This window comes from Hydrogenophaga sp., assembly GCF_050182545.1.
In the GTDB taxonomy this organism is placed as follows: domain Bacteria; phylum Pseudomonadota; class Gammaproteobacteria; order Burkholderiales; family Burkholderiaceae_C; genus Hydrogenophaga.
Window position 1 is genome coordinate 1 of the sequence record NZ_JBFXCD010000018.1, and the last position, 24699, is coordinate 24699.

The window sequence follows — 24699 nt, forward strand, 5'->3', positions numbered from 1 at the left end:
CGCTCCGCTTCGTTCGTGTCCCCCGCCAACTGCGTGGGCTCCTCCATAACCTACCGCAGCGGAGCGCCACGCCGTCCTGAGTCCGTCAACGATGTGGGCGCACCAAGGTCTTCAGTCATTGCGCGCAGCTGTGCAGGCAGCCGAGGTCAGCGGGGCGGATGCTGCAGCGAGCTCCAGGAGGAGCCCACGCGGTGGGCGGGGGACACGAACGGAAGCATCCGCCCCGCTGACCTCGGCCCCCACAAAAGCAGGCATGCAAAAGCAGGCACGCACCTCGCGCCGAATGAACAGCCAATGACCCTCACAGCACACCCCAACCGGAGCACCCCATGAGCCACTTTCTGGACCGATTGACCCACTTCTCCCTGCCCAAGGAAGCCTTCTCGGGCAAACACGGCCAGACCACCGGCGAAGACCGCACCTGGGAAGACGCCTACCGCAACCGCTGGGCGCACGACAAGATCGTGCGCAGCACCCACGGCGTGAACTGCACCGGCTCGTGCTCGTGGAAGATCTACGTCAAGGGCGGCATCGTCACCTGGGAAACCCAGCAGACCGACTACCCACGCACACGCTGGGACATGCCCAACCACGAGCCGCGCGGTTGCGCGCGGGGGGCCTCCTACAGCTGGTACCTCTACAGCGCCAACCGCGTGAAGTACCCCATGGTGCGCGGCCGCCTGCTCGAGCGCTGGCGCACCGCATTGAACGTGGCGAAGACCCCGGTCGACGCCTGGGCCTCCATCGTCGAGAACCCCGAAGCCCGGCGCGACTACCAGCAGGTGCGCGGCATGGGCGGCTTCGTGCGCAGCACCTGGGACGAGGTCAATCAGCTGATCGCCGCAGCCAATGTTTACACCATCAAACAGCACGGGCCCGATCGCATCATCGGCTTCAGCCCGATCCCGGCCATGAGCATGGTCAGCTACGCCGCCGGCAGCCGCTACCTTTCGCTCATCGGTGGCGTGTGCATGAGCTTCTACGACTGGTACTGCGACCTGCCGCCGGCCAGCCCGCAGATCTGGGGCGAGCAGACCGACGTGCCCGAGTCGGCCGACTGGTACAACAGCAGCTACATCATCGCCTGGGGCTCCAACGTGCCGCAGACGCGCACGCCCGACGCGCACTTCTTCACCGAGGTGCGCTACAAGGGCGCCAAGACGGTGGCCGTCACGCCCGACTACTCCGAGGTCGCCAAGCTCTCCGACCTCTGGCTGCACCCCAAGCAGGGCACGGACGCCGCGCTCGCCATGGCCATGGGCCATGTGGTGCTGAAGAACTTCTATTTCCCCGCGGGCGGAAAACCCAGAAGCAGCTACTTCGACGACTACGCGCGCCGCTACACCGACCTGCCGTTGCTGGTGATGCTGAAGGAGCATGTGCTCGCCGACGGCACGAAGACCCTGGTGCCCGACCGCTACCTGCGCGCCAGCGACTTCAACGGCCAGCTCGGCCAGAAGAACAACCCCGAGTGGAAGACCGTGGCCTTCGACACCGGTGGCAAGGCCGTGCTGCCCAACGGATCCATCGGCTTTCGCTGGGGCGAGGCCGGACGCGCCGACGAGGGCAAGTGGAACCTGGAGGCCAAGGAGGCCCGCGGCGACACCGAGGTCAGGCTCAAGCTCTCGGTGATCGAGGACGGCGAGCAGGACCACCAGGTGGTGGACGTGGCCTTCCCCTACTTCGGTGGCAACGCCGCGCCGCACTTCACCGCCAATGCGCAGAACGGCGCCATCAACCACGCCCGCGTGCCGGCCGTGCGCCTGCGCCTGGGCAAGGCCGGCGAGGAACGCCACGCCCTGGTGGCCACCGTGTTCGACCTGCAGGTCGCGCAGTACGGGATCGACCGCGGGTTGGGCAGTGGCGCGAAGGACTTCGACGACAACGCCGCCTACACGCCGGCCTGGCAGGAGAGCATCACCGGCGTGCCGCGCGACCAGGTCATCACCGTGGCGCAGCAGTTCGCCGACAACGCCGACAAGACGCATGGCAAGTCGATGGTGATCATCGGCGCGGCCATGAACCACTGGTACCACGCCGACATGAACTACCGCGGCGTGATCAACCTGCTGATGATGTGCGGCTGCATCGGCCAGAGCGGTGGCGGCTGGGCGCACTACGTGGGCCAGGAAAAACTGCGCCCCCAGACCGGCTGGACCGCGCTGGCCTTCGCGCTCGACTGGATCCGCCCGCCGCGCCAGATGAACAGCACCAGCTTCTTCTACGCCCATACCGACCAGTGGCGCTACGAAAAGCTCGGCATGGAAGAGATCGTGAGCCCGCTGGCCGACAAGGCCGCGTTCGGTGGCAGCATGATCGACTTCAACGTGCGCGCCGAGCGCATGGGCTGGCTGCCCAGCGCGCCGCAGCTCAAGACCAACCCGCTGCAGGTGGTGCAGGACGCCACCGCGGCCGGCCTGGACCCGAAAGACTACGTGGTGCGCGCGCTCAAGGACGGCACGCTGGCCATGAGCTGCGAGGACCCCGACGCGCCGCAGAACTGGCCGCGCAACATGTTCGTGTGGCGCAGCAACCTGCTGGGCTCCAGCGGCAAGGGCCACGAATACTTCTGCAAGCACCTGCTGGGCACCGAGAACGGCGTGCAGGGCAAGGACCTCGGTCGGGATGAAGCGAAGCCCGAAGAGGTCGTGTGGCACGAGCACGCGCCGCAGGGCAAGCTCGACCTGCTGGTCACGCTCGACTTCCGCATGAGCACCACCTGCCTGTATTCGGACATCGTGCTGCCCACCGCGAGCTGGTACGAGAAGAACGACCTCAACACCAGCGACATGCACCCCTTCATCCACCCGCTGTCGGCGGCGGTGGACCCGGTGTGGCAGAGCCGCAGCGACTGGGAGATCTACAAGGGCTTCGCCCAGGCCTTCAGCGAGGTCTGCGTGGGCCACCTGGGGGTGGAGAAGGAGGTGGTGCTCACGCCCATCATGCACGACACCCCGGGTGAACTCGCGCAGCCCTTCGACGTGAAGGAGTGGCGCAAGGGCCACTGCGAACTCATCCCGGGCAAGACCGCGCCGCAGATCACCGTGGTCGAGCGTGACTACCCCAATGTGTTCAAGCGCTTCACGGCCCTCGGCCCGCTGATGGACAAGCTGGGCAACGGCGGCAAGGGCATCGGCTGGAAAACCGGCACCGAGGTCGAGCAGCTCGGCCAGCTCAACGGCACCACGCAGGACGAAGGTGTGAGCAAGGGCATGCCGAAGATCGTGAGCGACATCGACGCCTGCGAGGTGATCCTGCAGCTCGCGCCCGAGACCAACGGCCACGTGGCCGTGAAGGCCTGGCAGGCCCTGGGCAAGCAGACCGGGCGCGACCACACCCACCTGGCCTTGTACCGCGAGGACGAGAATATCCGCTTCCGCGACATCCAGGCGCAGCCGCGCAAGATCATCAGCAGCCCGACCTGGAGCGGCATCGAGAGCGAGACGGTGAGCTACAACGCCGGCTACACCAACGTGCACGAACTGATTCCGTGGCGCACCCTCACCGGGCGCCAGCAGTTCTACCAGGACCACCCCTGGATGATTGCCTTCGGCGAAGGCCTGGGCAGCTACCGCCCGCCGGTGGACCTGAAGACCACCGAGGGCATCCACAACATCAAGCCCAACGGCCACAAAGAGATCCAGCTGAACTTCATCACACCGCACCAGAAGTGGGGCATCCACTCGACCTACAGCGACAACCTGATGATGCTCACCCTCAACCGGGGTGGCACCGTGGTCTGGCTCAGCGAGGACGATGCGAAGAGCGCGGGCATCCAGGACAACGACTGGGTCGAGCTGTTCAACATCAACGGTGCGGTGGCCGCGCGCGCGGTGGTCAGCCAGCGCGTCAACCCGGGCATGGTGATGATGTACCACTCGCAGGAAAAGATCATCAACACCCCGGGCTCCGAGATCACCGGCGTGCGCGGCGGCATCCACAACTCGGTCACCCGCATTGTGCTCAAGCCGACCCACATGATCGGCGGCTACGCGCAGCTCAGCTACGGCTTCAACTACTACGGAACCATCGGCACCAACCGCGACGAGTTCGTCGTGGTCCGCAAGATGGACAAGGTGGACTGGCTCGACACACCGGCCGACGACCACCTCATCCGCGCCTACCAGTCCCAAGGAGAGAACCCATGAAGATCCGCGCGCAAATCGGCATGGTGCTCAACCTGGACAAGTGCATCGGCTGCCACACCTGTTCCGTCACCTGCAAGAACGTCTGGACCAGCCGGCCCGGCGTGGAATACGCCTGGTTCAACAACGTCGAGACCAAGCCCGGCATCGGCTATCCCAGGGAATGGGAGAACCAGGAGAAGTGGCACGGCGGCTGGACCCGCAGGGCCGACGGCAGCATCGTGCCCCGGCAAGGCGGCAAGTGGCAGCTGCTGATGAAGATCTTCGCCAACCCGCACCTGCCGGAGATCGACGACTACTACGAGCCCTTCACCTTCGACTACGACCACCTGCAGTCGGCGCCCGAGATGAAGCACGCTCCCACCGCGCGCCCGCGCAGCCTCATCACCGGCCAGCGCATGGAGAAGATCGAGTGGGGCCCGAACTGGGAGGAGATCCTGGGTGGCGAGTTTTCCAAGCGCAGCAAGGACGCCAACTTCGACGGCTTCGAGGCCGCGCAGAAGGCCATGGTGGGGGAGTTCGAGAACACCTTCATGATGTACCTGCCGCGCCTGTGCGAGCACTGCCTCAACCCGGCCTGCGTGGCGAGTTGCCCCTCGGGCTCGATCTACAAGCGCGAGGAAGACGGCATTGTGCTGATCGACCAGGACAAGTGCCGCGGCTGGCGCATGTGCGTGAGCGGCTGCCCCTACAAGAAGATCTACTACAACTGGAAGAGCGGCAAGGCCGAGAAGTGCATCTTCTGCTACCCGCGCATCGAGGCGGGCCAGCCCACCGTGTGCAGCGAGACCTGCGTGGGCCGCATCCGCTACCTGGGCGTGCTGCTGTACGACGCGGACCGCATCCAGGAAGCCGCCAGCGTGCCCAACGAGATCGACCTCTACAAGGCGCAGATCGACCTCTTCCTGGACCCGCACGACCCGGCGGTGATCGCGCAGGCGCGCGCCGACGGCATCCCCGAGAACTGGCTGGAGGCCGCGCGCCACAGCCCGGTCTACAAGATGGCGGTGGACTGGAAGGTGGCGTTGCCGCTGCACCCCGAGTACCGCACGCTGCCCATGGTCTGGTACGTGCCGCCGCTCTCGCCCATCACCGCCGCGGCCAACGCCGGGCAGGTGGGCAGCAACGGCGAGATCCCGGACGTGAGCCAGCTGCGCATCCCGGTGAAGTACCTGGCCAACCTGCTGACCGCGGGCGACACGATCCCCGTGGTGCGCGCGCTCGAACGCATGCTGGCCATGCGCAGCTACCAGCGCGCCAAGCACGTGGACGGCGTGGTCAACCAGGACGTGCTCGACCAGGTGAGCCTGAGCGTGCGGGAGGTCGAGGACATGTACCGCACCATGGCGATCGCCAACTACGAGGACCGCTTCGTGATTCCCACCACCCACCGCGAGTACGCCGAGAACACCTTCAACATCAAGGGTGGCTGCGGCTTCAGCTTCGGCAACGGCTGCTCCGAGGGCCAGACCGAGACCAGCCTGTTCGGCAGCGAGAAGAAGCGCACCATCCCGATCAAGGCGGGGGTCTGACATGGCGTTCTTCTCGTCCGCTCAAAAGCCCGCCGTGCACACGCTGCGCGTGCTCGCCCACCTGCTGCGCTACCCCACCACCGCGTTGCGCGAGCACGCCGCTGAACTGCGCGACGCGCTGCGCGCCGAGGCCGCCTTGTCGCCCGCACGCCTGGTCGAGCTCGATGCGCTGCTGGCGCACCTGAGCCAGCAGCCGGCGCTCGACGTCGAAGCCGCCTATGTCGAGCTGTTCGACCGCGGGCGCAGCACCGCGCTGCACCTGTTCGAACACGTGCTCGGCGATTCGCGCGACCGGGGCCCGGCCATGATCGACCTGATCCAGACCTACGAGAAAGCCGGCCTCTACCTCGATGCGGCCGAGCTGCCCGACCACCTGAGCGTGCTGCTGGAGTTCGCCTCCACCCAGCCCGCCCCCGTGGCGCGCGAATTCCTGGGCGAGAGCGCGCACATCGTGCGCGCCATCTTCAGCGCGCTGCTCAAGCGCCAGAGCCCCTACGCCAGCGTGCTGGCCGCAGTGCTGGAGATTGCCGGCGAGAAGGCCGAGCCGGTGCCGGTGGCCGCCGACCCCGGCATCGACGAGAGCTGGGCCGAACCCGCGGTGTTCGGCGGTTGTTCCACCGACGGCCAGGCCAAACCTGGCCAGCCCCAGCCCATCCGCATCGTGAAGGCGGTTCCCGGCCGCCACCCTTCCCCTTCACCAGGAGCGCAGGCATGACCTCACTGCATCACTTCCTCTTCGGCGTCTATCCCTACATCTGCCTGGCGGTGTTCCTCATGGGCAGCCTGGCCCGCTTCGACCGCGACCAGTACACCTGGAAAAGCGATTCCTCGCAGCTGTTGCGCCGGGGCCAACTGCGCTGGGGCAGCAACCTGTTCCACATCGGCATCCTGTTCCTGTTCTTCGGCCACTTCGTGGGCCTGCTCACGCCGCACTTCTTCTACGAAGGCTTCATGGATGCCGCGGTCAAGCAGCGCCTGGCCATCTATGCGGGCGGCACGGCCGGCGTGATCTGCTTCGTGGGCTTGTCCTTGCTGCTGCACCGGCGTATCTTCGACCCGCGCATCCGCCTGACCAGCCACCGCACCGACCTGGCCATCCTCGTCATCCTGTGGGTGCAACTGGTGCTGGGTCTGATCACGCTGCCGTATTCGTACTCGCACGCCGACGGCAGCGCCATGCTGGTGCTGGCCGAGTGGGCGCAGCGCATCGTCACCTTCCGTCCCGACGCGGCCGCGCTGGTCGACATGGACTGGCCCTACAAGGTGCACCTGGTGCTGGGCATGACGATCTTCCTGCTGTTCCCGTTCTCGCGGCTGGTGCATGTGTGGAGTGGTTTCGCCAGCGTGGCCTATCTGGTGCGGCCCTACCAGGTCGTGCGCAGCCGCCGCCTGGGCGTGCCGGCCAACCCGAACAACCCGGCGCACCCGGCCAAGCCCCACTGATTCACCCCACACCCCCGGGAGCCGCCATGAGCCAGGACCTTTCCACCTCCACCTCCACCGGCTGCGGCAGCAGCGCATGTGCCTGCAAAGGCACAGAGGCCGCTGCGGCCCCGGCCGCGATCGCCAGCGTCAACGGCATCGCCCTGCACGAAGCTGGCGAGGTGCTGGACGCGCAAACCCTGCGCGAACGCGCCTGCGCCGAGCTGCTGCGCCAGCAGGCGGTGCGCGCCGGCCTGCTGCCGCGCTACACCGGCCTGAGCGCGCCCGAGCCCGATGCCGACACGCGCGCGGCGATCGAGGCCTTGCTCGAAGCCGAGGTGCACTCGCCCGAGCCGGGCGCGGACGAATGCCGGCGGCATTACGAGGCCCACAAGCCGCGCTTCGTGATCGGCCAGGCGCTGCACGTGCGGCACATCCTGTTCGCGGTCACGCCGGGCGTGCCGGTGAACGCGCTGGCCCAGCGCGCCGAGGCCGCGCTGCTCGAACTCTCGCGCCAGGGCGCGCCGGCCGATCGTTTCGCGCAGCTCGCGGCCGAACTCTCCAACTGCCCGTCGAGCGCCCAGGGCGGCGACCTCGGCTGGATCACGCCGCAAGACTGCGCGCCCGAGCTGGCCAGGGCCCTGTTCCTGCAGAACGACGCCATCCAGGCTGTGGGCCTGCACCCGCGCCTGGTGCACAGCCGCTTCGGCCTGCACATCGTCGAGGTGCTGGAGCGCCAGGAAGGGCGCCTGCCCGATTTCGCCGAACTGCAGGCGCAGATCGGTGCGCGGCTGGCCCTGCAGTCGCAGGCCACGGCGCTGCGCCAGTACCTGCAGCTGCTGGTGGGTCAGGCGCAACTGGAGGGCGTGGAGCTGGAGGGGGCCGACACGCCTCTCGTTCAATGAGCGGGCCGGCCGCCGACGCCGCAGCAGCGGACGAGCTGCTGTTGCGCCTGCGGCATTTCCGCTCCGACTACTTCCCGCGCCACCAGCAGCGCTTCCAGGACCTGGTGGCCGAGGGCCAGCACCCCAAGACGCTGTTCATCGGCTGTTCCGACTCGCGCCTCGTGCCCTACCTGCTCACCGGCGCCGGACCGGGCGAGCTCTTCCTTGTGCGCAACGTCGGCGCGCTGGTGCCGCCCTATGACCAGTCGCACGGTTTGCACGGCACCATGGCCGCGATCGAGTTCGCCGTGCTCAGCCTGCAGGTGGAGCGCATCGTGGTCTGTGGCCACAGCCACTGCGGCGCGATCCGCGCCGCCTACGACGGCGCACCCGCCGAGGCGGTGGCGCTCACGGCCTGGCTCAAGCTGGTGGACGAAGCCCTGTTGCCGGTGCAGGCCTGCGCGGAATCCCTGCGCCGCACCGAGCAGCGCGCCGTGGTGCTGCAGCTCGAGCGCCTGATGGGCTACCCCATGGTGCGGCGCCAGGTCGAGGCCGGCGCGCTCACCCTGCACGGCTGGCACTACGTGATCGAGGACGGGGAAGTGCATGTGTTTGACGCACAGCAAGGCGATTTCATCGCGGCCTCATTAGCCTCCAACAGCGGCACCGGGCCGTACCAACCTTATGTGGAGCACGATGGACAAATCATCAGCGACTTACGACGCGGTGGCACGGGCGGCCGAACTGCGGGCCCTGGCGAGCCAGGGCGGCCTGCGCACCTGGCGGCTGCGCGGCCGCGAGCTGCTGCCGGTGGTGCAGGGCGGCATGGGCGTGGGGGTGTCGGCGGCCTCGCTGGCGGGCACGGTGGCCGGCCTGGGCGGCGTGGGCACGGTCTCCTCGGTCGACCTGCGCCGCCGCCACCCCGACCTGATGGCGGCGACCGCCCACCTGGACAAGGAAGCCGACGCGCGCGCGCGCATCGACGCGGCCAACCTGACCGCGCTGGACCGCGAGATCCGGGGCGCGCAGGCCATTGCGTGCGGCCGCGGCCTGGTCGCCGTCAACGTGATGAAGGCGCTCAGCGCCTACGAACCCTACGTGCGCCAGTCACTGCTGAGCGGCGCCGACGCGGTGGTGGTGGGCGCGGGCCTGCCGCTGGACTTGCCCGAGCTGGCGCGCGACCACCCCGACGCCGCGCTCATTCCCATCCTGTCGGACGCGCGTGGCGTGCAGCTGCTGGTGCGCAAGTGGGAGAAGAAGGGCCGCCTGCCCGATGCCATCGTGATCGAGCACCCGCGGCTGGCCGGCGGTCATCTCGGCGCGGCGAAGGTGGACGATCTGCGGGATACCCGCTTCGATTTCGAGGTCGTGATCCCGCAGGTGCTCGAATTCTTCCGGTCCGCCGGCATCGAGCGCGAGATCCCGCTGATCGCCGCTGGCGGCATCGGCAGCCGCGACGACATCCTGCGCCTGCAGGGCCTGGGCGCCAGCGCGGTGCAACTGGGCACGGCATTTGCCGTCACCCTGGAATGTGACGCCGATGCCGGGTTCAAGCGCGTGCTGGCCGAGGCCCGACCCGAGGACCTGGTGGAGTTCGTCAGCGTGGCCGGCCTGCCCGCGCGCGCCGTGCGCACGCCCTGGTTGGACAAATACCTGCGCCTGGAGCCGCGACTGAAGGCGGTTGCACATGTGAAGAAAAAGTGCAACATGGCGTTTGACTGCCTGGCCCATTGCGGCCTGCGCGACGGCAAGGGCGAGATGGGCCAGTTCTGCATCGACCAGCAGCTCGGCCATGCGCTCGACGGTGATGCGCAGAAGGGCCTGTTCTTCCGGGGTGCGGGCGTGCTGCCGTTCGGCCAGCAGATCCGCCCGGTGCAGGACCTCATGCTGTGGCTGCTGGGCGGCGTGCGGCCCGCCCTGGCCATCTGAAGGAATCCTCGAACATGAAACGCGACGCGATCAAGAACGCCAGCACCGCCATCGGCCAGCAACCCATCACGCTGGACGTGCTGCAGGAGAAGTACCTCAAGGAAGGCGAGACCGGTGCGCCCGACATCTACCGCCGCGTGGCGCGCGCCCTGGCCTCGGTGGAACCCGAGGCCGACCGCGCCCGGTGGGAGCAGCGCTTCTTCGACAACCTGCAGGCCGGCGCCATCGGGGCCGGCCGCATCATGAGCGCGGCCGGCACGGCGATCCAGGCCACGCTGATCAACTGCTTCGTGCAGCCGGTGGGCGACTGCATCCAGGGCGTTGACGAGGGCGGCTACCCCGGCATCTACGAAGCCCTGCGCGAAGCCGCCGAGACCATGCGCCGCGGCGGCGGTGTGGGCTACGACTTCTCGCGCATCCGCCCGCGCGGCGCCGAGGTCAAGGCCACCGGCTCGCTGGCCTCGGGCCCGTGCAGCTACATCAACGTGTTCGACCAGTCCTGCGCCACGGTGGAGAGCGCGGGTGCGCGCCGCGGCGCGCAGATGGGCGTGCTGCGCATTGACCACCCGGATGTGATCGAGTTCATCACCGCCAAGCGCACGCCCGGGCGCTGGAACAACTTCAACGTCTCGGTGGGCGTGAGCGACGCCTTCATGCGTGCACTCGCCGACGACCAGCCCTGGGAGCTGGTGCACCGCGCGCGCCCGGGCGCGGCGCTGCTGGCCCAGGGCGCGCACCAGCGGGCCGACGGCCTGTGGGTCTACCGCAGCCTGAGCGCGCGCGAACTGTGGGACACGGTGATGCGCTCGACCTACGACTTCGCCGAACCCGGCATCCTGTTCCTCGACCCTATCCAGCAGGACAACAACCTGCGCTACTGCGAGACCATCGAGGCGACGAATCCCTGCGCTGAGCAGCCACTTCCGCCGTACGGCTGCTGCGACCTCGGGCCGGTGATCCTGCCGCGTTTCGTGCGCCATCCCTTCGGCTTCGGTGGCCTGCCCAGCTTCGACTTCGAGGCCTTCGAACAGGTGGTGGCGCTGCAGGTGCGCGCGCTGGACAACGTGCTGGACCTGACCTTCTGGCCGCTGCCGCAGCAGCGCGAGGAGGCCATGGCCAAGCGCCGCATCGGCGTGGGCTTCACCGGCATGGGCAATGCGCTGGCCATGCTGTGCGTGCGCTACGACCGCGCCGAGGGCCGTGCCCTGGCGGCGCAGATCGCCGAGCGCATGCGCGACGCGGCCTACACGGCCTCGGTGGCGCTGGCGCAGGAGAAGGGCGCGTTCCCGAAGTTCGACGCCGACGGTTACCTGGCCGAAGGCACCTTCGCCAGCCGCCTGCCCGAGGCGCTGCGCGCGGCGATCCGCGCGCACGGCATCCGCAACAGCCACCTGCTGTCGATCGCGCCCACCGGCACCGTCAGCCTGGCCTTTGCCGACAACGCCTCCAACGGCATCGAGCCACCGTTCTCCTGGATGTACCGGCGCAAGAAGCGCGAGGCCGACGGCAGCACCACCGACTACGCGGTGGAAGACCACGCCTGGCGGCTCTACCGCGAGCTTGGCGGCGACATGGCGCAACTGCCCGAGTACTTCGTGAGCGCGTTGTCCATGCCGGCGGCCGACCACCTGGCCATGATGGAGGCGGTGCAGCCCTTCGTGGACACGGCGATCTCCAAGACGGTGAACGTGCCGGCCGACTACCCCTACGACGACTTCAAGGACCTGTACCGCCAGGCCTGGCGCGCGCAGCTCAAGGGCCTGGCGACCTACCGGCCCAACGCCGTCCTGGGCTCGGTGCTCGACACCGGCCCCACGCCCGAGACGACGGCGAGCGTGGCCACCGTGGACCCGATGCGCACCGTGATCGAGAGCCGCCCACCGGGCGCGCTGCCCGCGGTGGCCGACAAGATCGAGTACTGGACGCAGGAGGGCCACCAGACCCTGTACCTGCTGGTGTCCTTTCTGCCGGTGCCCACCGCGGACGAGTCAGGCACGGTCGAACGCGCGATCGAGTTCTTCATGCCGGTGGGGCAGAGCGGCGAGTCGCAGCAGTGGGTGTCGTCCAGCATGCGCCTGCTCTCGCTGGCCGCGCGTGGCGGGTTTCTCGAGCGCGCCCTGCGCGACATGCGCAAGGTGGTGTGGGACCGGGGGCCGGTGCGCATGGGCACGCACCAGAAGGCCGACGGCACGCACGTGCCGATGTGGCACGACTCGGTGGTGGCCGCCATCGCCTACGCGGTGCAGACCCTGATCGCGCAGCGCGCCGGCGTCACGCCCGTCAACATGCCCGCGCCACCCGTGGCGGTGGCGCTCACGCCGGGCGTGATGCCGGGCAAGAAGTGTGGCGAGTGCGGCGCGCACGCGGTGATCCGCAAGGACGGCTGCGACTACTGCACGCAATGCGGTCACCTCGGGGTGTGCGGATGAACACGGCGCTGCACGCCCGACCACCGCGCGCCGACGACCTAGGTGGGACCGGGTGCCATGCCGTCGAACGCGAGTGCGCGCGCATGGCCGCCGACCTGATCCACGCGCGCCAGACCGTGCTGCCCAAACGCCTGCTGGCGCCCGGGCCCGACGCCGACCAGCTGCAGGCCCTGCTGGGTGCGGCCGCCGCCGCGCCCGATCACGGGCAGCTGCTGCCCTGGCGCTTCGTGATCGTGCCCCGCAGCGAACGCGGCTCGCTGGCCGAGGTGTTCGCCCAGGCCCTGCGCGAGCGCGATGCCGACGCCACGCCCGTGCAACTGGACCAGGCGCGCGAGAAGGCGCACCGCGCGCCCTTGCTGCTGCTGGTGGTGGTCGACGGCCAGCGCGGCGACCCGGCGGTGGACCTGTCCGAGCGCATTCTCTCGGCCGGGTGCGCGGTGCAGAACATGTTGCTCATGGCCACCGCCATGGGATACGGCTCGGCGCTCACCAGCGGCAAGGCGCTTGGCTCCACCGCCCTGCGCCTGCGCTTCGGCCTGCACGCAGGCGAACACGCCCTGTGCTTTCTCAGCGTGGGCACGGTGGCGGCGCGCCGGCCCGCGCGCGTGCGCCCGGCCGTGGCCGACTACTGCAGCACGCTGGGCCCCGCGCCCGACAACGCCCCATGAACCTGGAGACCCCGTGAACATACAGACCTTCGACGACCTGCTGAGCGCCGCGCGCAGCCAGCCCCTGCCGCAGCGCCTGCTGTTCGTGTTTGCCGGCGTGGAACTGCCCGACGATGCCACGCCAGCCCAGCGGCTCGAATTCGAGCGCGGCGAAGGCGGCGCACTGGTGCCGCGGATGTGCGTGGACAAGGGGCTGGACGAACTCGCCTCGTTCGACCAGCTCGTGCGCGAGGCCGAGGCCTTTGGTCAACCCTGGGGCATGGTGTTCGCCGCCGCGCTCGCGGGCGCGCCAGGCCGCCCGCCTGGCAGCGCCGAGGCCGAGCAGCCGCTGCAGGACATGGTCGAGGCGATCCGCCAGGGCCAGCTGCACGCCTTCGTCCCGTTCGACCCGCAAGGCCAGGCCGTGGCCCTGGGCTGAGATGGACAGCTCGATCCCGCTGTCATCCATCGGCCTGCCCGGGCACCACGCCCCCGCCGCCGGGTTCGAGGCGCCGTTCGAGATGCTCGGTGCCTGCCACGAGCGCGTCGAACGCATGCTGGGCCTGCTGGCCCGGCTGCAGCAGCACGTGCTGGTGCGCGGCTGGGACGAGAGCGTGGCCAGCGCGGCGCGCGACGTGATGCGCTACTTCGATGTGGCCGCGCCGCTGCACCACGAGGACGAGGAACGCCATGTGTTCCCGCCCCTGCTGGCGGGCAGCGATGCGGCGATGCACCTGATCGTGCAAAGCCTGCAGCAGGATCACCGCGACATGGAGGCTGCATGGGCGCGCGCGCGCGAGGTGCTCGCGTCCGTGGCGCAGGCGCCGCCCGCGGGCTGGGCCCATTTCCGCCCGCAGGAGGCGGTCGTGCTCACCGGCTTCGCGCGCCTGTACGAGCGCCACCTGCGCGAGGAGGACGGCCTGGTGTACCCGGCCGCGCGGGCCAGCCTGTCGCCCCGGGCCTTGCAGGCCATGAGCGAGGACATGATGCGGCGCCGGGGGCTGGAGCCCGCCTGAGCCCGGTGCGCGCTCAGGCCTGGGGGCCGACCGTCAGCGCGACCTCGCCGACGCCTTCCACACGGCCCGTGATCTTGTCGCCCGGCTGCACCGCGCCCACGCCCTCGGGCGTGCCGGTGTAGATCAGGTCGCCGGGTTGCAGGTGGTAGAACAGCGAGAGGTCGGCAATGATTTCGCGGATGTTCCAGATCAGTTTGTCCACGTCGGATTGCTGCTTCACCGCACCATTGACCAATAGCTCGATCGCGCCGCGCTCGATCACCACGCCCGGCATGGGCACGATCTCGCTGCACACCGACGAATGCTCCACGTCCTTGCCCAGGTCCCAGGGGCGGCCCTTGTCGCGCGCGACCAGTTGCAGGTCGCGCCGCGTCATGTCCAGACCGGCCGCATAGCCGTAAATGATGCCGTGCGCGTCCTCGGCCTTCACGCGAAAGCCCGGCTTGCCCACGGCCAGCACGAGTTCCATCTCGAAGTGGTAGTTGCCGGTCTCGCTCGGATAGGGCGTGGTCGCGCCCGAAAGCGTGAGCGTCTGCGGTGCCTTGGTGAAGTAGAACGGCCGTTCGACGGTCTTGTCCACCGGCTTGCCCATTTCCACCGCGTGCGCGTGGTAGTTGCGGCCGACGAAGAACAGGCGGTTGACGGGGAAGTGTGCGGCCGTGCCGCGCACGGGCAGCGACGCGACAGGGGGCGGAGGGAACAGGTAGGTGGTCATGTGGGCGCAGCCAGCTTCAGGGCATGTTGGGTTGGTTGTCGGGACGCACTTCGTAGACGCCGAGCTTGCGGTGCAGCGGCGACTCGTCGGCGATGAAGAGGAAGGCCGGCGCGCTCGCCGAGGCATTGGTGAGCGTGGTGGCGGTGTAGCCCGGGATGCAGCTCGTGTCCGCCTCCACCAGGTCGAAGCCTTGCGTCGCGGTGGCCACGCGCGCCGCGCCTTCGATCACGTGGTAGACCACCGCGGGTGAGCGCGCGGGCAGCTCCAGCGTCTGGCCCGGGCGCAGCATCAGCGCGTGAAAGCCCAGGATGTTCTCCACGTCCTCGCCGGTTTCGGGGTTCACGTAGCTCACCTGCACGGCGCCCACGTCGGGCCGGTCGGCTGCGAGCGACTCCAGCGCGGCCTTCGCGTCGGCCCAGGGGTAGCGCAGCATGGGGTAGCGCTTGCCGCTGCGGCCGAACACGGGCGTGGGCACCACGCCGCCGCGCGCGTAGGCGCGGTCGCCCTGCCCGGGCTTGACGTCCTGGCGTGTGCCGTTGAGGTGGTAGCTGACCTCCAGGTAGTGCGCCAGCGGCAGGTCGAGCACGTCGAGCCAGATCACCGGCTCGCTGCCGTCATGGCCATGCTCGTGCCACAGGCCCGTGGGTGTGAGGATCAGGTCGCCGCGCGACATGGGGCACTTCTCGCCGTCCACCGTGGTCCAGGCGCCCTCGCCTTCGACCACCATGCGCACCGCGTTGGGCGTGTGGCGGTGGCTGGGCGCCCATTCGCCGGGCAGCAGCAGCTGCATGCCGAGGTACATCGCGGCACTGGCCTGCATCTTCTCCAGCGTGTGGCCGGGGTTGGCCAGCACCAGCACGCGGCGCTCGGCCTTCTCAATGGGGGTGAGCTCGCCGGCCTTCAGCAGCAGCGGTTTGATCGTCTTGTAGGGCCAGTGCGTGGCCTGCGTCTGGCGCGTGGGGATGGTCGGCGGCAGCACGCCGCGCAGGCTGGGCCACAGCGGCACCAGGTTGAGCGCGCGCAGCTCGGCCACGTAGTCGGCGGGCAGGTCTTCGAGTCGTCCGAGGTCGTTCATGGGGTCTCCTGGGTGTTCAGTGCGGGGCAAGGCAATGGGCCACGTTCCATCCGTACAGCCATTCCATCGCATCGTAGAAACGCTCGGGCGTGCGGCCTTTCCACAGGTCGTTGCGCACCAGCCTCTCCACGCCCTTGGCGTGGTAGATGCGGCCCATCTCGCGCGAGCTGAGCACGATGCGCGCGGTGCGCGCCACGCGCGAACGCTGGTAGAGCCCGAAGGCCTTCTCGAAGTCGTTGTGGTTCACACGCAAGGCCTCGCCCAGCGTCACCGCGTCCTCGATCGCCATGCACGCGCCCTGCGCCATGTACTGCGTGGTCGGGTGGGCGGCGTCGCCCAGCAGCGTGACGCGGCCGAAGCTCCACTGGCCAATGGGCTCGCGGTCGGCCGTGGCCCAGCGCTTCCAGCTTTTCGGCAGGTCGATGAGCTGTCGAGCTTTGGGGCAGATGCCCTGGAAGTAGCTCTGCACCTCTGCCTTGCTGCCTTCGGTCACGCCCCACTGCTCGGGCTCGCGGCTGTGGAAGGTCACGACCACGTTGTACTGCTCGCCGCCGCGCAGCGGGTAGTGCACCAGGTGGCAATTCGGGCCGACCCAGATGCTCGCGGCGTTCCAGCGCAATTCCTCGGGGAAGTCGGCCTTGTCGACCACCGCGCGGTAGACCACATGCCCGGTCACGCGCGCCTCGTCGCCCACGTACTGCTGCCTCACGACCGACTTCACGCCGTCGGCGCCGACCAGGGCCAGGCCTCGGTGGGTGTGGCCGCGCTGGTCGTGCACCGTCACGCCCTGCGCGTCCTGCTCGATGCGCTCGACGCGCGTGGACGTGAGGAATTCGATCCGGCCGCTGGCCTGCACGCCGTCGAGCAAGGCGCCGTGCGCGTCGGCGCGGTGGATCACCGCGTACGGATTGCCGAAGCGCTGGCGGAAGGCCTCGCCGGTGGGGATCTTGCCCACCTGGTACTCATCGAGCGCGTCGTGCATGACCATGAAGTCGGTGTAGACGGCCTTGCCGCGCGCCTGCTCGCCCACGCCCAGCGCGTCAAAGGCATGGAAGGCGTTGGGGCCGAGCTGCATGCCGGCGCCGATCTCGCCCACCTCGGGCGCCTGTTCCAGCACCCTGACGCGAAAGCCCTGGCGCACCAGAGCCAGGGCCGCCGCCAGACCGCCGATACCGCCGCCGGCCACGAGCACGGGGTGTTCCAGGGATTCCGGGTTCATGCCTGTCTCCTGCAATTGCGCCGTGTGCTAATGATATGTGTACTTATTTTATGGGCGGTGCTAGCATCCCGGCAACCCCCGTCCGTCACCCGGGCGCTTCAGGACGTTCCTGCTTTCCGCCATGAAACACCGTGCGCCGCCGGCCATCGACATCGACCATCTGCCGGGTCACAACATCCGGCGCCTGCACCAGATTTCGGTGGGCATCTTCCTGCAGGAAATGGGTGAACTGGGTCTGACGCCGGTGCAATACGCCGTGCTGCAGACGGTGGCGAACAACCCCGGCATCGACCAGCGCACGCTGGCGCGCACCGTGGCGCTGGACGCGTCCACCACCGGTGGCGTGGTCGACCGCATGGAGTCGCGTGGCTGGGTCGAGCGCCGCACCGCGCCCGAGGACCGGCGCGCGCGCCAGCTCACGCTGACCACCGCCGGCCAGGGCGTGCTGGCCGAGGCGGTGCCGGCCATGCTGCAGGCCCAGGACCACATCCTGGCGCCCCTGAGCGAGCGCCAGCGCACCGAGTTCATGAAGCTGCTGCGCCTGCTGGTTCACACCAACAACGAGCACAGCCGCGCGCCCAGCGACGCACTGAAGTGAGCCCCGCTGCGGGTGTTCAGCCCTGCATGTGCCCGGCGACCGCGGCGCTCACGGCTGCATCGCGCAGCAGCCGGGTGTGTCCCAGGCCACTGGTCTCGATCAACCGCGCGCCGCGGATCGCGTCGCGGTAGGCCTCGGCGTCGGCGAAGCGGTTGATGCGGTCCTCGCGGTCGTGCACGATCAGCGTGGGGCTCGCCACGCGCGGGCCGACGGCGGCCGGCTCGAACTGGCGCATCAGAATGCCCTCGCGCGCCTCCACCCGTTGCTGCAGCCCGGCGCGCGTGCGCTCGCTCAGTCCGAACACCTTGGCGAACAGGCGCGTGTATTCATAGGGAGAGGCCGGTGGCGCCAGCAGCGCGATGCGCGCCACCGGCAGGCCGCGCGCGGCGGCGTACGCCAGGGCGTTGGCCGCCAGCGAGTGCGCCACCACCCCGCGCACCTCATGCCCCTGCTGCTGCAGGCGCGCGGTCAGGTACTCGATGGCGCGGGCGAACTGCGGCAGATTGCTGGTGCGGCCCTGGCTGCGGCCGTGTGCGGGCAGGTCCACCAGCAGGGGGCGCAGGCCGCGCTGTGCCAGGGCCTCGGCCAGCGGCAGCATCTGCGCCGCATGGCCGCCCCAGCCGTGCAGCAACAGCACCAGCGGTCCGTGCGGTCCGGGTGGTGGCTGGTACAGCGTGAGGCTGGCGTCCTCGAAAGCCCAGGTCTCGGCCCGCCACGAGCCCAGCGCGGGCTGGCGCCGGTACAGCCACTTGGGCGGCAGCGGTGTGCCGAACAGGCGCAGCGCGCCGCGCACGGCCAGCGCGGGCCAGACCCGTTCGGACAGGCCCAACGCCCAGCGCAACCAGCGCGTGCCTGGGTTGGCGTCGTAGTAGGCCGATGCGGTCTGCTGGGGCGATGTGTTCATGGTGGGCTCCGATAGGGTGGCTTGGTTCATAAATAGCACAATCGTGCGAAATGGGGGGAAAAAAAGGAATTCAGGTCTGGTAGCTTGCCACCAGCCGCGCCCAGGTGGCCTGGGCGCGCTCGGTGGCCCGTGGGTCGCGCAGGAAGCGCACGTCGTGCACCAGCCCGATCGCCAGGCTGCAGATCTCGCCCACCAGCTGTTCGGCGTCCGTGTCCGGACGCAGGTGGCCCGCCTCGACCGCTTGCAGCACCGTGCGGCGCAGCGCCGCGCGCCAGCGGGTCACCTCACCCAGCAGCAGGTCGCGCAGTTCGCCCTCGCGGTCGTCCAGTTCAAAAGCCCCCGAGGTGTACAGGCAGCCGGTGTGCACTTCGACGTCGCGCAGGCGGATGAACCAGCGCCGCACGATCTCGCTCAGGCGCGGCAGGCCCTTGGGGGACTGCATGGCCGGCACGAACACGTCGGCCAGGAAGCGGTGGCCGAACTCTTCGATCACCGCCTTCTGCAAGGCCTCGCGCGAGCCAACGCGCGAAAACACGCCGCTCTTGGAAATGCCGATGCGGTCGGCCACCGCCTGCAGGGTGATGGCCTCCAGCCCGTCGGACGCGGCCAGGTCCAGCGCGGCGCCGACAATGGCGGCGCGGGTCATCTCACTTTTCTGGGTGCGGGCGTCCATATCGGCCATTCTGGCACGATTGTGCGAAATTGCAAGTGCGCCCGGAACTGGCGGTGGCTTGGCGGCCTGGCAGGGGCTGGATATGATCCCGGCGTCCCGTGCATCCCCCTGTCATTCGCCGCGCCTTCACGTGGAACCCAACGCCACCGCACTGCTGTCGCCCGAGCACCTGGCCCTGATGGAGGGAGGGGTGTCGGTCATCGTCAGCAGTTGTGACGCGAACCTGGTGCCCAGCGTCATGCGCGCGGTGGGCAGCCAGGTGGGCGCGCAGGGTCGCCGGGTCACGGTGTACTTGTGCCGCAGCCAGTCGGCCCAGTTGCTGCGCGACGTGGCCCGCAGCGGCCGCCTGGCCGTGGTGTTCAGCCAGCCCAGCAGCCACCGCACGGTGCAGCTCAAGACCCGCCACGCCCGCCTGCGCGAAGCGCGCGACGACGATGCCCCGGTGTTGCGGCGTTACCTGAAGGGCATGGAGCACGAGCTCACGCTCATCGGTTTCGGCCCGGTGTATGCCCGTGCCATGCTGGCCCACAACCTCGACGACGTGGTCGCGATCGAGTTCGAACCCGAGCAGGCTTTTGACCAGACACCGGGCCCCAAGGCGGGCCGTGCCCTCGGGGTGCGGAATTGAGCGCCGCCGGTATGGACCTGGAGGAGGTGCGTCCCTGCCTGGAAGGTGCCATTCCAGCGATGATGGCCACCGCCGCGCCGGACGGAACGCCCAACGTGGCCTATCTCTCGCAGGTGCATTACGTGGACGCGCGGCATGTGGGTCTGTCGTTCCAGTTCTTCAACAAGACGCGCCAGAACCTGCTGGCCAATCCGCGCTCCACGCTGCTGGTGCTCAACCCGATCAACGCGGTGTTCTACCGCCTGCACCTGCGTTACTTGCGCACCGAAACACAGGGCCCGGTGTTCGAGGGCATGAAGGCGCAGCTGGCGGGGATTGCCTCGCACACCGGCATGGCCGATGTGTTCCGCCTGCTCGGATCCGACATCCACGAGGTGCTGCAGGTCGAGCGCCTGCCACAGGCGCCGCTGGCCGAGGCACTGCCGCCCCCGCGCGCGCGGCCCAGTCCTCTGGGCGTGCTGCGCCGCGCCAGTGCCCGCCTGTCTGCCGCGGCCAGCCTGGGCGAGCTGCTGGAGACCGCGCTGGAGACGCTGGAGAGCGAACTCGCCATGCGGCACGCCATGGTGTTGATCCTGGACAGCGCGACCCAGCGGCTCTATACCGTCGCCAGCCGCGGCTATGCCACCTCGGGCGTGGGTTCGGAGATTGCGCTGGGCGATGGCGTCATCGGGGTCGCCGCGCGCGAACGCACGCCGGTGCGGATCATGCACATGGCCAGTGCCTACCTGTACAGCCGCGCCATGCGCGACAGCCTGTTCGACGAGGGCAGCGGCCCGCCCGGCACCGACATCCCCTACCCCGGCCTGGCCGAACCGCACAGCCAACTGGCCGTGCCCCTGCTCTCCGCCGACCGCGTCATTGGCGTGCTGTTCGTCGAAGGCCGGGAGGACATGCAGTTCAGCTACGAGGACGAGGATCTGCTGGTGGCGCTGGGCGGGCAATTGGGCGCGGCGATCGACCTGATGCACGAGGCCGAGGCCCCCTGCGACGAGGCGCAGGCCGCGCAGGGCGTGACGGCCGGGCCGCCCGTGGCCGAAGGGCCGCCGCTGCACGTGCGCCATTACCGCAGCAACGACAGCGTCTTCGTCAACCACACCTACCTGATCAAGGGCGTGGCCGGCGCCATTCTGTGGAAGCTGTTGCAGGACCGGCAGCGCCACGGCCGCAGCGATTTCACCAACCGTGAGCTGCGGCTGGACGCCTCGCTGCGCCTGCCCGACGTGGCGGACAACCTGGAGGCGCGCCTGTGGCTGCTGCACCGCCGCCTGCAGGAGCAGTGCCCGCGGCTGCGCATCCACAAGACGGGGCGCGGCAGCTTCCGCTTCGAGGCGCTCGGGCAGGTCGTGCTGGAAGAGGTTGCGGCCTGACGGGCCTTCTCAGGCGCTCATCAGGGCGGGCACCACCGGCACGCCCAGGCCGCGCGCCAGCTTGGCCCAGTCGCCCTGGGGCAACAGCCCGCGCAGCGCATCCAGCATGCCCTCGAACACCGGAGCTGGCGCGCCGGCGCGCATGCCCTGCAGGGCTTCCAGCCGTTCCGGCGCGTTGAGCTGGGGCATCATCCAGCGCATGACCAGCATCATCTCGCCTGAGGGCAGGGCGGCCACGATCTCGTCGTGAATCGCGATGAGTTCGGCGTCGCTGTAAGCCGACCACAGCGCCGGGTTGTGCACCGTCTCCTCCACGTGCATGTGCCGCAGGTTGTCCGCGAGGAACAGGCCCAGGCCGAGGTAGAGCGCGTGCAGCGCCGCGCCGCGCTGCGCGGCATCGCCGCTGGTCAGCGCCTGGGCCACGCCGCGCAGGTGGGCGATGTGGTGGCGGTGGTCTTCGTGGTCCTGTGCCACGGGGCCGGCCACACCGGGGCAGCGCGCCTCCAGGGCCGGGTGCACGAACCGGTTTTCGTGTTCGACGTGGCCGGCGCACAGATCCATCAGCTCGACCACTTGCGCGACCGTGGCCGTCACTTCCCCGTCGTCGAACGGGTCGGTGCGGCCAACGCGCATGAGGGTGTCGGCCATGAAGGCGCGCAGGGCCTTGTGGATGCCCGCGTACGGGTTGAAGCGGCCTTCGCCGGTGCGGGTCGTGGCGACAACGTGCGCCATCTCGAGAGCGTGGGTGTGCATGTGGATTCCTTTACGGGCAGGGCCCGGCTTTTTTTGGGTGCTGACCGTGGAGCCCCATGCGCCACGTGTCATGGGAAGGCAGTCTAGGAAGCGGCGCCGCCGCGTGCTCCTAAATAGCGCTTAAAGGAACCGTAAAAAAACCTTAAGCGAAGCGGACCGATCGCATTCAGTCGAGGGCGCGCACCTTGCCGCGCAACTGCTTCACCGTCGAGCGCGTGGCCTTGCCCTCAAGCCGGCGTTGCATGGACCCGTAGGTCGGTCGCGTGGCCTTGCGCGCCCGGGGCACGGTGGCCACGCTGTCCACCAGGGCCTGCAGACGCGCCAGCGCCTCGGCCTTGTTCTGCTCCAGGCTGCGGCTGGTCTGCGCCTTGATGACCACCACGCCTTCGGTGGTGATGCGCTGGTCGCTCAGGGCGAGCAGGCGCGCCTTGACCGCATCTGGCAGCGAGGAGCCGTGGATGGCGAAGCGCAGGTGCACCGCGTTGGAGACCTTGTTCACGTTCTGCCCGCCGGCGCCCTGGGCCCGGATGGCGGTGAATTCGACCTCGGCAGGATCGATGGCGGTGGTCGGCATCGCAGCAGTGTGCCACGCGCTACAGCAGGCTCAGTAGCGCTCCTTCACGCCCGTGAGCATGGCCTTGACGAGACGGGTGCGCTCGATTCGGCCCATGACGATGGCTGCCGCAGCGTGCACGCCCACCAGTGGCATGAGCGCCTCGCCCAGCGCTTCGTGCAGGTCCTGCAGCCACTCCACGCCCCAGAACGCATCGAGCGACTGCATCCAGCCCGTGACGCCCAGGGCGAGCACCGTGGCCATGAGCGCCAGCGCCATCAGCCCGCCCAGCGGGTTGTGCCCCCAGTGGTGCTCAACGTCCCCGCGTCGCAAGGCGCGCAGGTGTTGCAGCAAACGCCTCGGGGTAGGGAAGAAGTCGCTGAAACGCGCATGGCGCGACCCGATGAAGCCCCACACCACGCGAACGCCTACCAGGACTGCCGCGCCGTAGCCCAGCCACTGGTGCAGCCACTCGCCGTCTTCCACGACGAAGAGGTTGAGCAGCACGCAGGCCACCAGCGACCAGTGAAAGACCCGCACCAGCGGGTCCCAGACCGGTCTGGATTCCCTGACCGCGTCCAGCGTCATTTCTGCTTCACGGGTTCGCCGCTGACTGGGTCGAAGTAGATCTCGACCTTTTTGCCGTTTTTGTCTGTGCCATAGATTTCATAGCACTGCCCCTTGGTGACCTTGAATGTCCTGATCTGGTAGCCCTGGGTTTCCAGGTGCTTCCTGAACGCGGCTTCGGGTTGCCACTGCGCCTTGGGCGCATCGCAGGTCGGAGAGGCCAGGGCGGAACCGGCCACGGCGACCAGCAGGGCGGAGAAAACGAGCGATTTCATGAGAGGTGTCCTTTCTGGTTGACCCCGCCGAAGTGCGGGTACAGGCATTGCAGCGCGCCAACTTGAAGACAGTCTTAAATGGGGTTGTGACTTGTGCAAGCAACGGTGAAAACCATGCGCTGGGATAATCCGGCCATGGCAAGCAAACAGCGCGTGGTGGTGGGGTTGAGCGGAGGCGTGGACTCCGCGGTAAGCGCACACCTGCTCAAGCAACAGGGGCACGAGGTCATCGGCATCTTCATGAAGAACTGGGAAGACGATGACGACGACGAATACTGCTCGACGCGCCAGGACTTCCTGGACGCCGCCAGCGTGGCCGACGTACTGGGCATAGAGATCGAGCATGTGAACTTCGCTGCCGAGTACAAGGACCGCGTGTTCGCCGAATTCCTGCGCGAGTATCAGGCCGGGCGCACGCCCAACCCGGACATCCTGTGCAACGCCGAGATCAAGTTCAAGGCCTTCCTCGACCATGCCATGCGCCTGGGCGCGGAGAAGATCGCCACCGGCCACTACGCCCGCGTGCGCGAGCGCCATAGCGCGTTCGAATTGCTCAAGGGCAAGGACCCCCTGAAGGACCAGAGCTACTTCCTGCACCGGCTCAACCAGGCGCAGCTGTCAAAAACGCTGTTTCCCGTGGGTGAACTGCCCAAGACCGAGGTGCGGCGCATCGCCGCCGAGATCGGACTGCCCAACGCGAAGAAGAAGGACAGTACCGGGATCTGCTTCATTGGCGAGCGGCCGTTCCGCGATTTCCTGAACCGCTACATCGCCCGTGAGCCCGGCCCGATCAAGGATCACAAGGGCCGGGTGCTCGGTGAGCACGTGGGCCTGAGCTTCTACACGCTGGGTCAGCGTCAGGGCCTGGGCATTGGGGGGATCAAAATGGGGTCGGATCCACGTAGCAAAGCGAAGCGGCGCGAAGACGGCTCTGACCCCGTTTTGAGCACCGCATCGCGCAGCGATGCCGGTATGCATCTGCCCTGGTTCGTGGCGCGCAAGGACGTGCCGACCAACACGCTCTGGGTGGTGCAGGGCCATGACCACCCCTGGCTGCTCACGCCGCGCCTGCGCGCGCAGGACGCGAGCTGGGTGTCGGGCCGCGCACCCGCTACCGGCGCAATGGCCGCCAAGACGCGCTACCGCCAGGCCGACGCGCCCTGCCGGTTCGAGGCGGAGGGCGACGAGGGCTTCGCACTCGCATTCACCCAAGCGCAATGGGCCGTGACGCCCGGACAGAGTGCGGTGCTTTACGAGGGCGATGTGTGCCTTGGCGGGGGGGTGATCACCACCGACGCCGCTTCGATCCGTGCCGACAGCACCGAGCGTTCGAGGCCCGTCGTCGCCTGACCTGTGCCGCCCGCTGTG

The 24699-nt window shown here is 68.8% G+C and carries 23 protein-coding genes and 1 pseudogene; 15 read left to right on the forward strand and 9 right to left on the reverse strand.

Annotated features, from left to right (window positions below; genetic code table 11):
- Window positions 1-329 precede the first annotated feature (329 nt).
- The 11 genes and pseudogenes from AB7P10_RS16185 to AB7P10_RS16235 all read left to right on the forward strand — a co-directional run bounded on the left by AB7P10_RS16185 (window position 330) and on the right by AB7P10_RS16235 (window position 14004).
- Window positions 330-4148 (forward strand): nitrate reductase subunit alpha, encoded by a 3819-nt coding sequence (locus tag AB7P10_RS16185; protein WP_428294881.1) that lies wholly within the window; start codon window positions 330-332, stop codon window positions 4146-4148.
- Entirely contained in the window at window positions 4145-5677 is a 1533-nt protein-coding gene (gene narH, locus AB7P10_RS16190; RefSeq protein WP_428294882.1) for a nitrate reductase subunit beta, read from the forward strand. The genes AB7P10_RS16185 and narH overlap by 4 nt, the downstream gene beginning before the upstream one ends.
- Before the next feature lies 1 nt (window position 5678).
- The gene (gene narJ / locus AB7P10_RS16195) at window positions 5679-6392 is read left to right on the forward strand and encodes a nitrate reductase molybdenum cofactor assembly chaperone (RefSeq protein ID WP_428294883.1); all 714 of its coding nucleotides are present in this window, start codon (window positions 5679-5681) and stop codon (window positions 6390-6392) included.
- Window positions 6389-7120 (forward strand): respiratory nitrate reductase subunit gamma, encoded by a 732-nt coding sequence (gene narI / locus AB7P10_RS16200; protein ID WP_428294884.1) that lies wholly within the window; start codon window positions 6389-6391, stop codon window positions 7118-7120. The genes narJ and narI overlap by 4 nt, the downstream gene beginning before the upstream one ends.
- 26 nt (window positions 7121-7146) lie before the next feature.
- Window positions 7147-8004 (forward strand): peptidylprolyl isomerase, encoded by an 858-nt coding sequence (locus tag AB7P10_RS16205; protein WP_428294885.1) that lies wholly within the window; start codon window positions 7147-7149, stop codon window positions 8002-8004.
- Window positions 8001-8699: pseudogene (locus tag AB7P10_RS16210) on the forward strand (carbonic anhydrase); the annotation flags it as partial. The gene AB7P10_RS16205 and the pseudogene AB7P10_RS16210, both read left to right, overlap by 4 nt.
- Window positions 8680-9912 carry an NAD(P)H-dependent flavin oxidoreductase gene (locus AB7P10_RS16215; protein WP_428294886.1) on the forward strand — a complete coding sequence of 411 codons (1233 nt, stop codon included), beginning with the start codon at window positions 8680-8682 and terminating at the stop codon, window positions 9910-9912. The pseudogene AB7P10_RS16210 and the gene AB7P10_RS16215, both read left to right, overlap by 20 nt.
- A gap of 14 nt (window positions 9913-9926) precedes the next feature.
- Window positions 9927-12341 carry an adenosylcobalamin-dependent ribonucleoside-diphosphate reductase gene (locus tag AB7P10_RS16220; RefSeq protein ID WP_428294887.1) on the forward strand — a complete coding sequence of 805 codons (2415 nt, stop codon included), beginning with the start codon at window positions 9927-9929 and terminating at the stop codon, window positions 12339-12341.
- 83 nt (window positions 12342-12424) lie between these two features.
- Window positions 12425-13009, forward strand: coding sequence for a nitroreductase family protein (locus AB7P10_RS16225; RefSeq protein WP_428294888.1), 585 nt, complete (start codon window positions 12425-12427; stop codon window positions 13007-13009).
- A 13-nt stretch (window positions 13010-13022) separates the two neighbouring features.
- The gene (locus AB7P10_RS16230) at window positions 13023-13427 is read left to right on the forward strand and encodes a ribonucleotide reductase subunit alpha (RefSeq protein WP_428294889.1); all 405 of its coding nucleotides are present in this window, start codon (window positions 13023-13025) and stop codon (window positions 13425-13427) included.
- A gap of 1 nt (window position 13428) precedes the next feature.
- Window positions 13429-14004, forward strand: a complete 576-nt coding sequence (locus AB7P10_RS16235) for a hemerythrin domain-containing protein (RefSeq protein WP_428294890.1) — start codon at window positions 13429-13431, stop codon at window positions 14002-14004.
- A gap of 13 nt (window positions 14005-14017) precedes the next feature.
- Here the strand turns inward: AB7P10_RS16235 and AB7P10_RS16240 are convergent, their stop codons facing one another.
- The 3 genes from AB7P10_RS16240 to AB7P10_RS16250 are packed head-to-tail and all read right to left on the reverse strand — an operon-like array spanning window position 14018 to window position 17013.
- Window positions 14018-14719 (reverse strand): fumarylacetoacetate hydrolase family protein, encoded by a 702-nt coding sequence (locus AB7P10_RS16240; RefSeq protein ID WP_428294891.1) that lies wholly within the window; start codon window positions 14717-14719, stop codon window positions 14018-14020.
- Window positions 14720-14735: 16 nt separating this feature from the next.
- The gene (locus AB7P10_RS16245; protein ID WP_428294892.1) at window positions 14736-15794 is read right to left on the reverse strand and encodes a cupin domain-containing protein; all 1059 of its coding nucleotides are present in this window, start codon (window positions 15792-15794) and stop codon (window positions 14736-14738) included.
- 16 nt (window positions 15795-15810) lie between these two features.
- Window positions 15811-17013, reverse strand: coding sequence for a 3-hydroxybenzoate 6-monooxygenase (locus tag AB7P10_RS16250; RefSeq protein ID WP_428294893.1), 1203 nt, complete (start codon window positions 17011-17013; stop codon window positions 15811-15813).
- A 121-nt stretch (window positions 17014-17134) separates the two neighbouring features.
- Here AB7P10_RS16250 and AB7P10_RS16255 point away from each other — a divergent pair, with 121 nt between their 5' ends.
- Window positions 17135-17611, forward strand: coding sequence for a MarR family winged helix-turn-helix transcriptional regulator (locus AB7P10_RS16255; protein WP_428294894.1), 477 nt, complete (start codon window positions 17135-17137; stop codon window positions 17609-17611).
- 16 nt (window positions 17612-17627) lie between these two features.
- On the opposite strand, the gene AB7P10_RS16260 is transcribed toward AB7P10_RS16255, so the two are convergent.
- Window positions 17628-18515: an alpha/beta fold hydrolase gene (locus tag AB7P10_RS16260; RefSeq protein ID WP_428294895.1), complete on the reverse strand. Its 888-nt coding sequence runs from the start codon at window positions 18513-18515 to the stop codon at window positions 17628-17630.
- A gap of 70 nt (window positions 18516-18585) precedes the next feature.
- The gene (locus tag AB7P10_RS16265; protein WP_428294896.1) at window positions 18586-19188 is read right to left on the reverse strand and encodes a TetR/AcrR family transcriptional regulator; all 603 of its coding nucleotides are present in this window, start codon (window positions 19186-19188) and stop codon (window positions 18586-18588) included.
- Window positions 19189-19318: 130 nt separating this feature from the next.
- Here AB7P10_RS16265 and AB7P10_RS16270 point away from each other — a divergent pair, with 130 nt between their 5' ends.
- Window positions 19319-19816, forward strand: coding sequence for a hypothetical protein (locus tag AB7P10_RS16270; protein WP_428294897.1), 498 nt, complete (start codon window positions 19319-19321; stop codon window positions 19814-19816).
- Window positions 19813-21183, forward strand: coding sequence for a GAF domain-containing protein (locus AB7P10_RS16275; protein ID WP_428294898.1), 1371 nt, complete (start codon window positions 19813-19815; stop codon window positions 21181-21183). The genes AB7P10_RS16270 and AB7P10_RS16275 overlap by 4 nt, the downstream gene beginning before the upstream one ends.
- A gap of 9 nt (window positions 21184-21192) precedes the next feature.
- On the opposite strand, the gene AB7P10_RS16280 is transcribed toward AB7P10_RS16275, so the two are convergent.
- The 4 genes from AB7P10_RS16280 to AB7P10_RS16295 form a co-directional block, all read right to left on the reverse strand.
- Window positions 21193-21936, reverse strand: coding sequence for a hemerythrin domain-containing protein (locus AB7P10_RS16280; protein ID WP_428294899.1), 744 nt, complete (start codon window positions 21934-21936; stop codon window positions 21193-21195).
- 166 nt (window positions 21937-22102) lie between these two features.
- Window positions 22103-22510 carry an alternative ribosome rescue aminoacyl-tRNA hydrolase ArfB gene (gene arfB, locus AB7P10_RS16285; protein WP_428294900.1) on the reverse strand — a complete coding sequence of 136 codons (408 nt, stop codon included), beginning with the start codon at window positions 22508-22510 and terminating at the stop codon, window positions 22103-22105.
- Between the two features lie 30 nt (window positions 22511-22540).
- Window positions 22541-23077, reverse strand: coding sequence for a cytochrome b/b6 domain-containing protein (locus AB7P10_RS16290; RefSeq protein ID WP_428294901.1), 537 nt, complete (start codon window positions 23075-23077; stop codon window positions 22541-22543).
- Window positions 23074-23331 (reverse strand): PepSY domain-containing protein, encoded by a 258-nt coding sequence (locus AB7P10_RS16295; RefSeq protein WP_428294902.1) that lies wholly within the window; start codon window positions 23329-23331, stop codon window positions 23074-23076. The genes AB7P10_RS16290 and AB7P10_RS16295 overlap by 4 nt, the downstream gene beginning before the upstream one ends.
- A gap of 135 nt (window positions 23332-23466) precedes the next feature.
- Here AB7P10_RS16295 and mnmA point away from each other — a divergent pair, with 135 nt between their 5' ends.
- A complete protein-coding gene (mnmA, locus tag AB7P10_RS16300) occupies window positions 23467-24681 on the forward strand; it encodes a tRNA 2-thiouridine(34) synthase MnmA (protein WP_428294903.1) in 1215 nt (404 codons plus the stop codon).
- Window positions 24682-24699: the final 18 nt, after the last annotated feature.

What these genes read in the sequence shown, in the direction of transcription:
- AB7P10_RS16185 (WP_428294881.1), top strand. Translation starts at nt 330, where the DNA reads ATGAGCCACTTTCTGGACCGATTGACCCACTTCTCCCTGCCCAAGGAA.
- narH (WP_428294882.1), top strand. Translation starts at nt 4,145, where the DNA reads ATGAAGATCCGCGCGCAAATCGGCATGGTGCTCAACCTGGACAAGTGC.
- narJ (WP_428294883.1), top strand. Translation starts at nt 5,679, where the DNA reads ATGGCGTTCTTCTCGTCCGCTCAAAAGCCCGCCGTGCACACGCTGCGC.
- narI (WP_428294884.1), top strand. Translation starts at nt 6,389, where the DNA reads ATGACCTCACTGCATCACTTCCTCTTCGGCGTCTATCCCTACATCTGC.
- AB7P10_RS16205 (WP_428294885.1), top strand. Translation starts at nt 7,147, where the DNA reads ATGAGCCAGGACCTTTCCACCTCCACCTCCACCGGCTGCGGCAGCAGC.
- AB7P10_RS16215 (WP_428294886.1), top strand. Translation starts at nt 8,680, where the DNA reads ATGGACAAATCATCAGCGACTTACGACGCGGTGGCACGGGCGGCCGAA.
- AB7P10_RS16220 (WP_428294887.1), top strand. Translation starts at nt 9,927, where the DNA reads ATGAAACGCGACGCGATCAAGAACGCCAGCACCGCCATCGGCCAGCAA.
- AB7P10_RS16225 (WP_428294888.1), top strand. Translation starts at nt 12,425, where the DNA reads ATGGCCGCCGACCTGATCCACGCGCGCCAGACCGTGCTGCCCAAACGC.
- AB7P10_RS16235 (WP_428294890.1), top strand. Translation starts at nt 13,429, where the DNA reads ATGGACAGCTCGATCCCGCTGTCATCCATCGGCCTGCCCGGGCACCAC.
- AB7P10_RS16240 (WP_428294891.1), bottom strand. Translation starts at nt 14,719, where the DNA reads ATGACCACCTACCTGTTCCCTCCGCCCCCTGTCGCGTCGCTGCCCGTG.
- AB7P10_RS16245 (WP_428294892.1), bottom strand. Translation starts at nt 15,794, where the DNA reads ATGAACGACCTCGGACGACTCGAAGACCTGCCCGCCGACTACGTGGCC.
- AB7P10_RS16250 (WP_428294893.1), bottom strand. Translation starts at nt 17,013, where the DNA reads ATGAACCCGGAATCCCTGGAACACCCCGTGCTCGTGGCCGGCGGCGGT.
- AB7P10_RS16255 (WP_428294894.1), top strand. Translation starts at nt 17,135, where the DNA reads ATGAAACACCGTGCGCCGCCGGCCATCGACATCGACCATCTGCCGGGT.
- AB7P10_RS16260 (WP_428294895.1), bottom strand. Translation starts at nt 18,515, where the DNA reads ATGAACACATCGCCCCAGCAGACCGCATCGGCCTACTACGACGCCAAC.
- AB7P10_RS16265 (WP_428294896.1), bottom strand. Translation starts at nt 19,188, where the DNA reads ATGGACGCCCGCACCCAGAAAAGTGAGATGACCCGCGCCGCCATTGTC.
- AB7P10_RS16280 (WP_428294899.1), bottom strand. Translation starts at nt 21,936, where the DNA reads ATGCACACCCACGCTCTCGAGATGGCGCACGTTGTCGCCACGACCCGC.
- arfB (WP_428294900.1), bottom strand. Translation starts at nt 22,510, where the DNA reads ATGCCGACCACCGCCATCGATCCTGCCGAGGTCGAATTCACCGCCATC.
- AB7P10_RS16290 (WP_428294901.1), bottom strand. Translation starts at nt 23,077, where the DNA reads ATGACGCTGGACGCGGTCAGGGAATCCAGACCGGTCTGGGACCCGCTG.
- AB7P10_RS16295 (WP_428294902.1), bottom strand. Translation starts at nt 23,331, where the DNA reads ATGAAATCGCTCGTTTTCTCCGCCCTGCTGGTCGCCGTGGCCGGTTCC.
- mnmA (WP_428294903.1), top strand. Translation starts at nt 23,467, where the DNA reads ATGGCAAGCAAACAGCGCGTGGTGGTGGGGTTGAGCGGAGGCGTGGAC.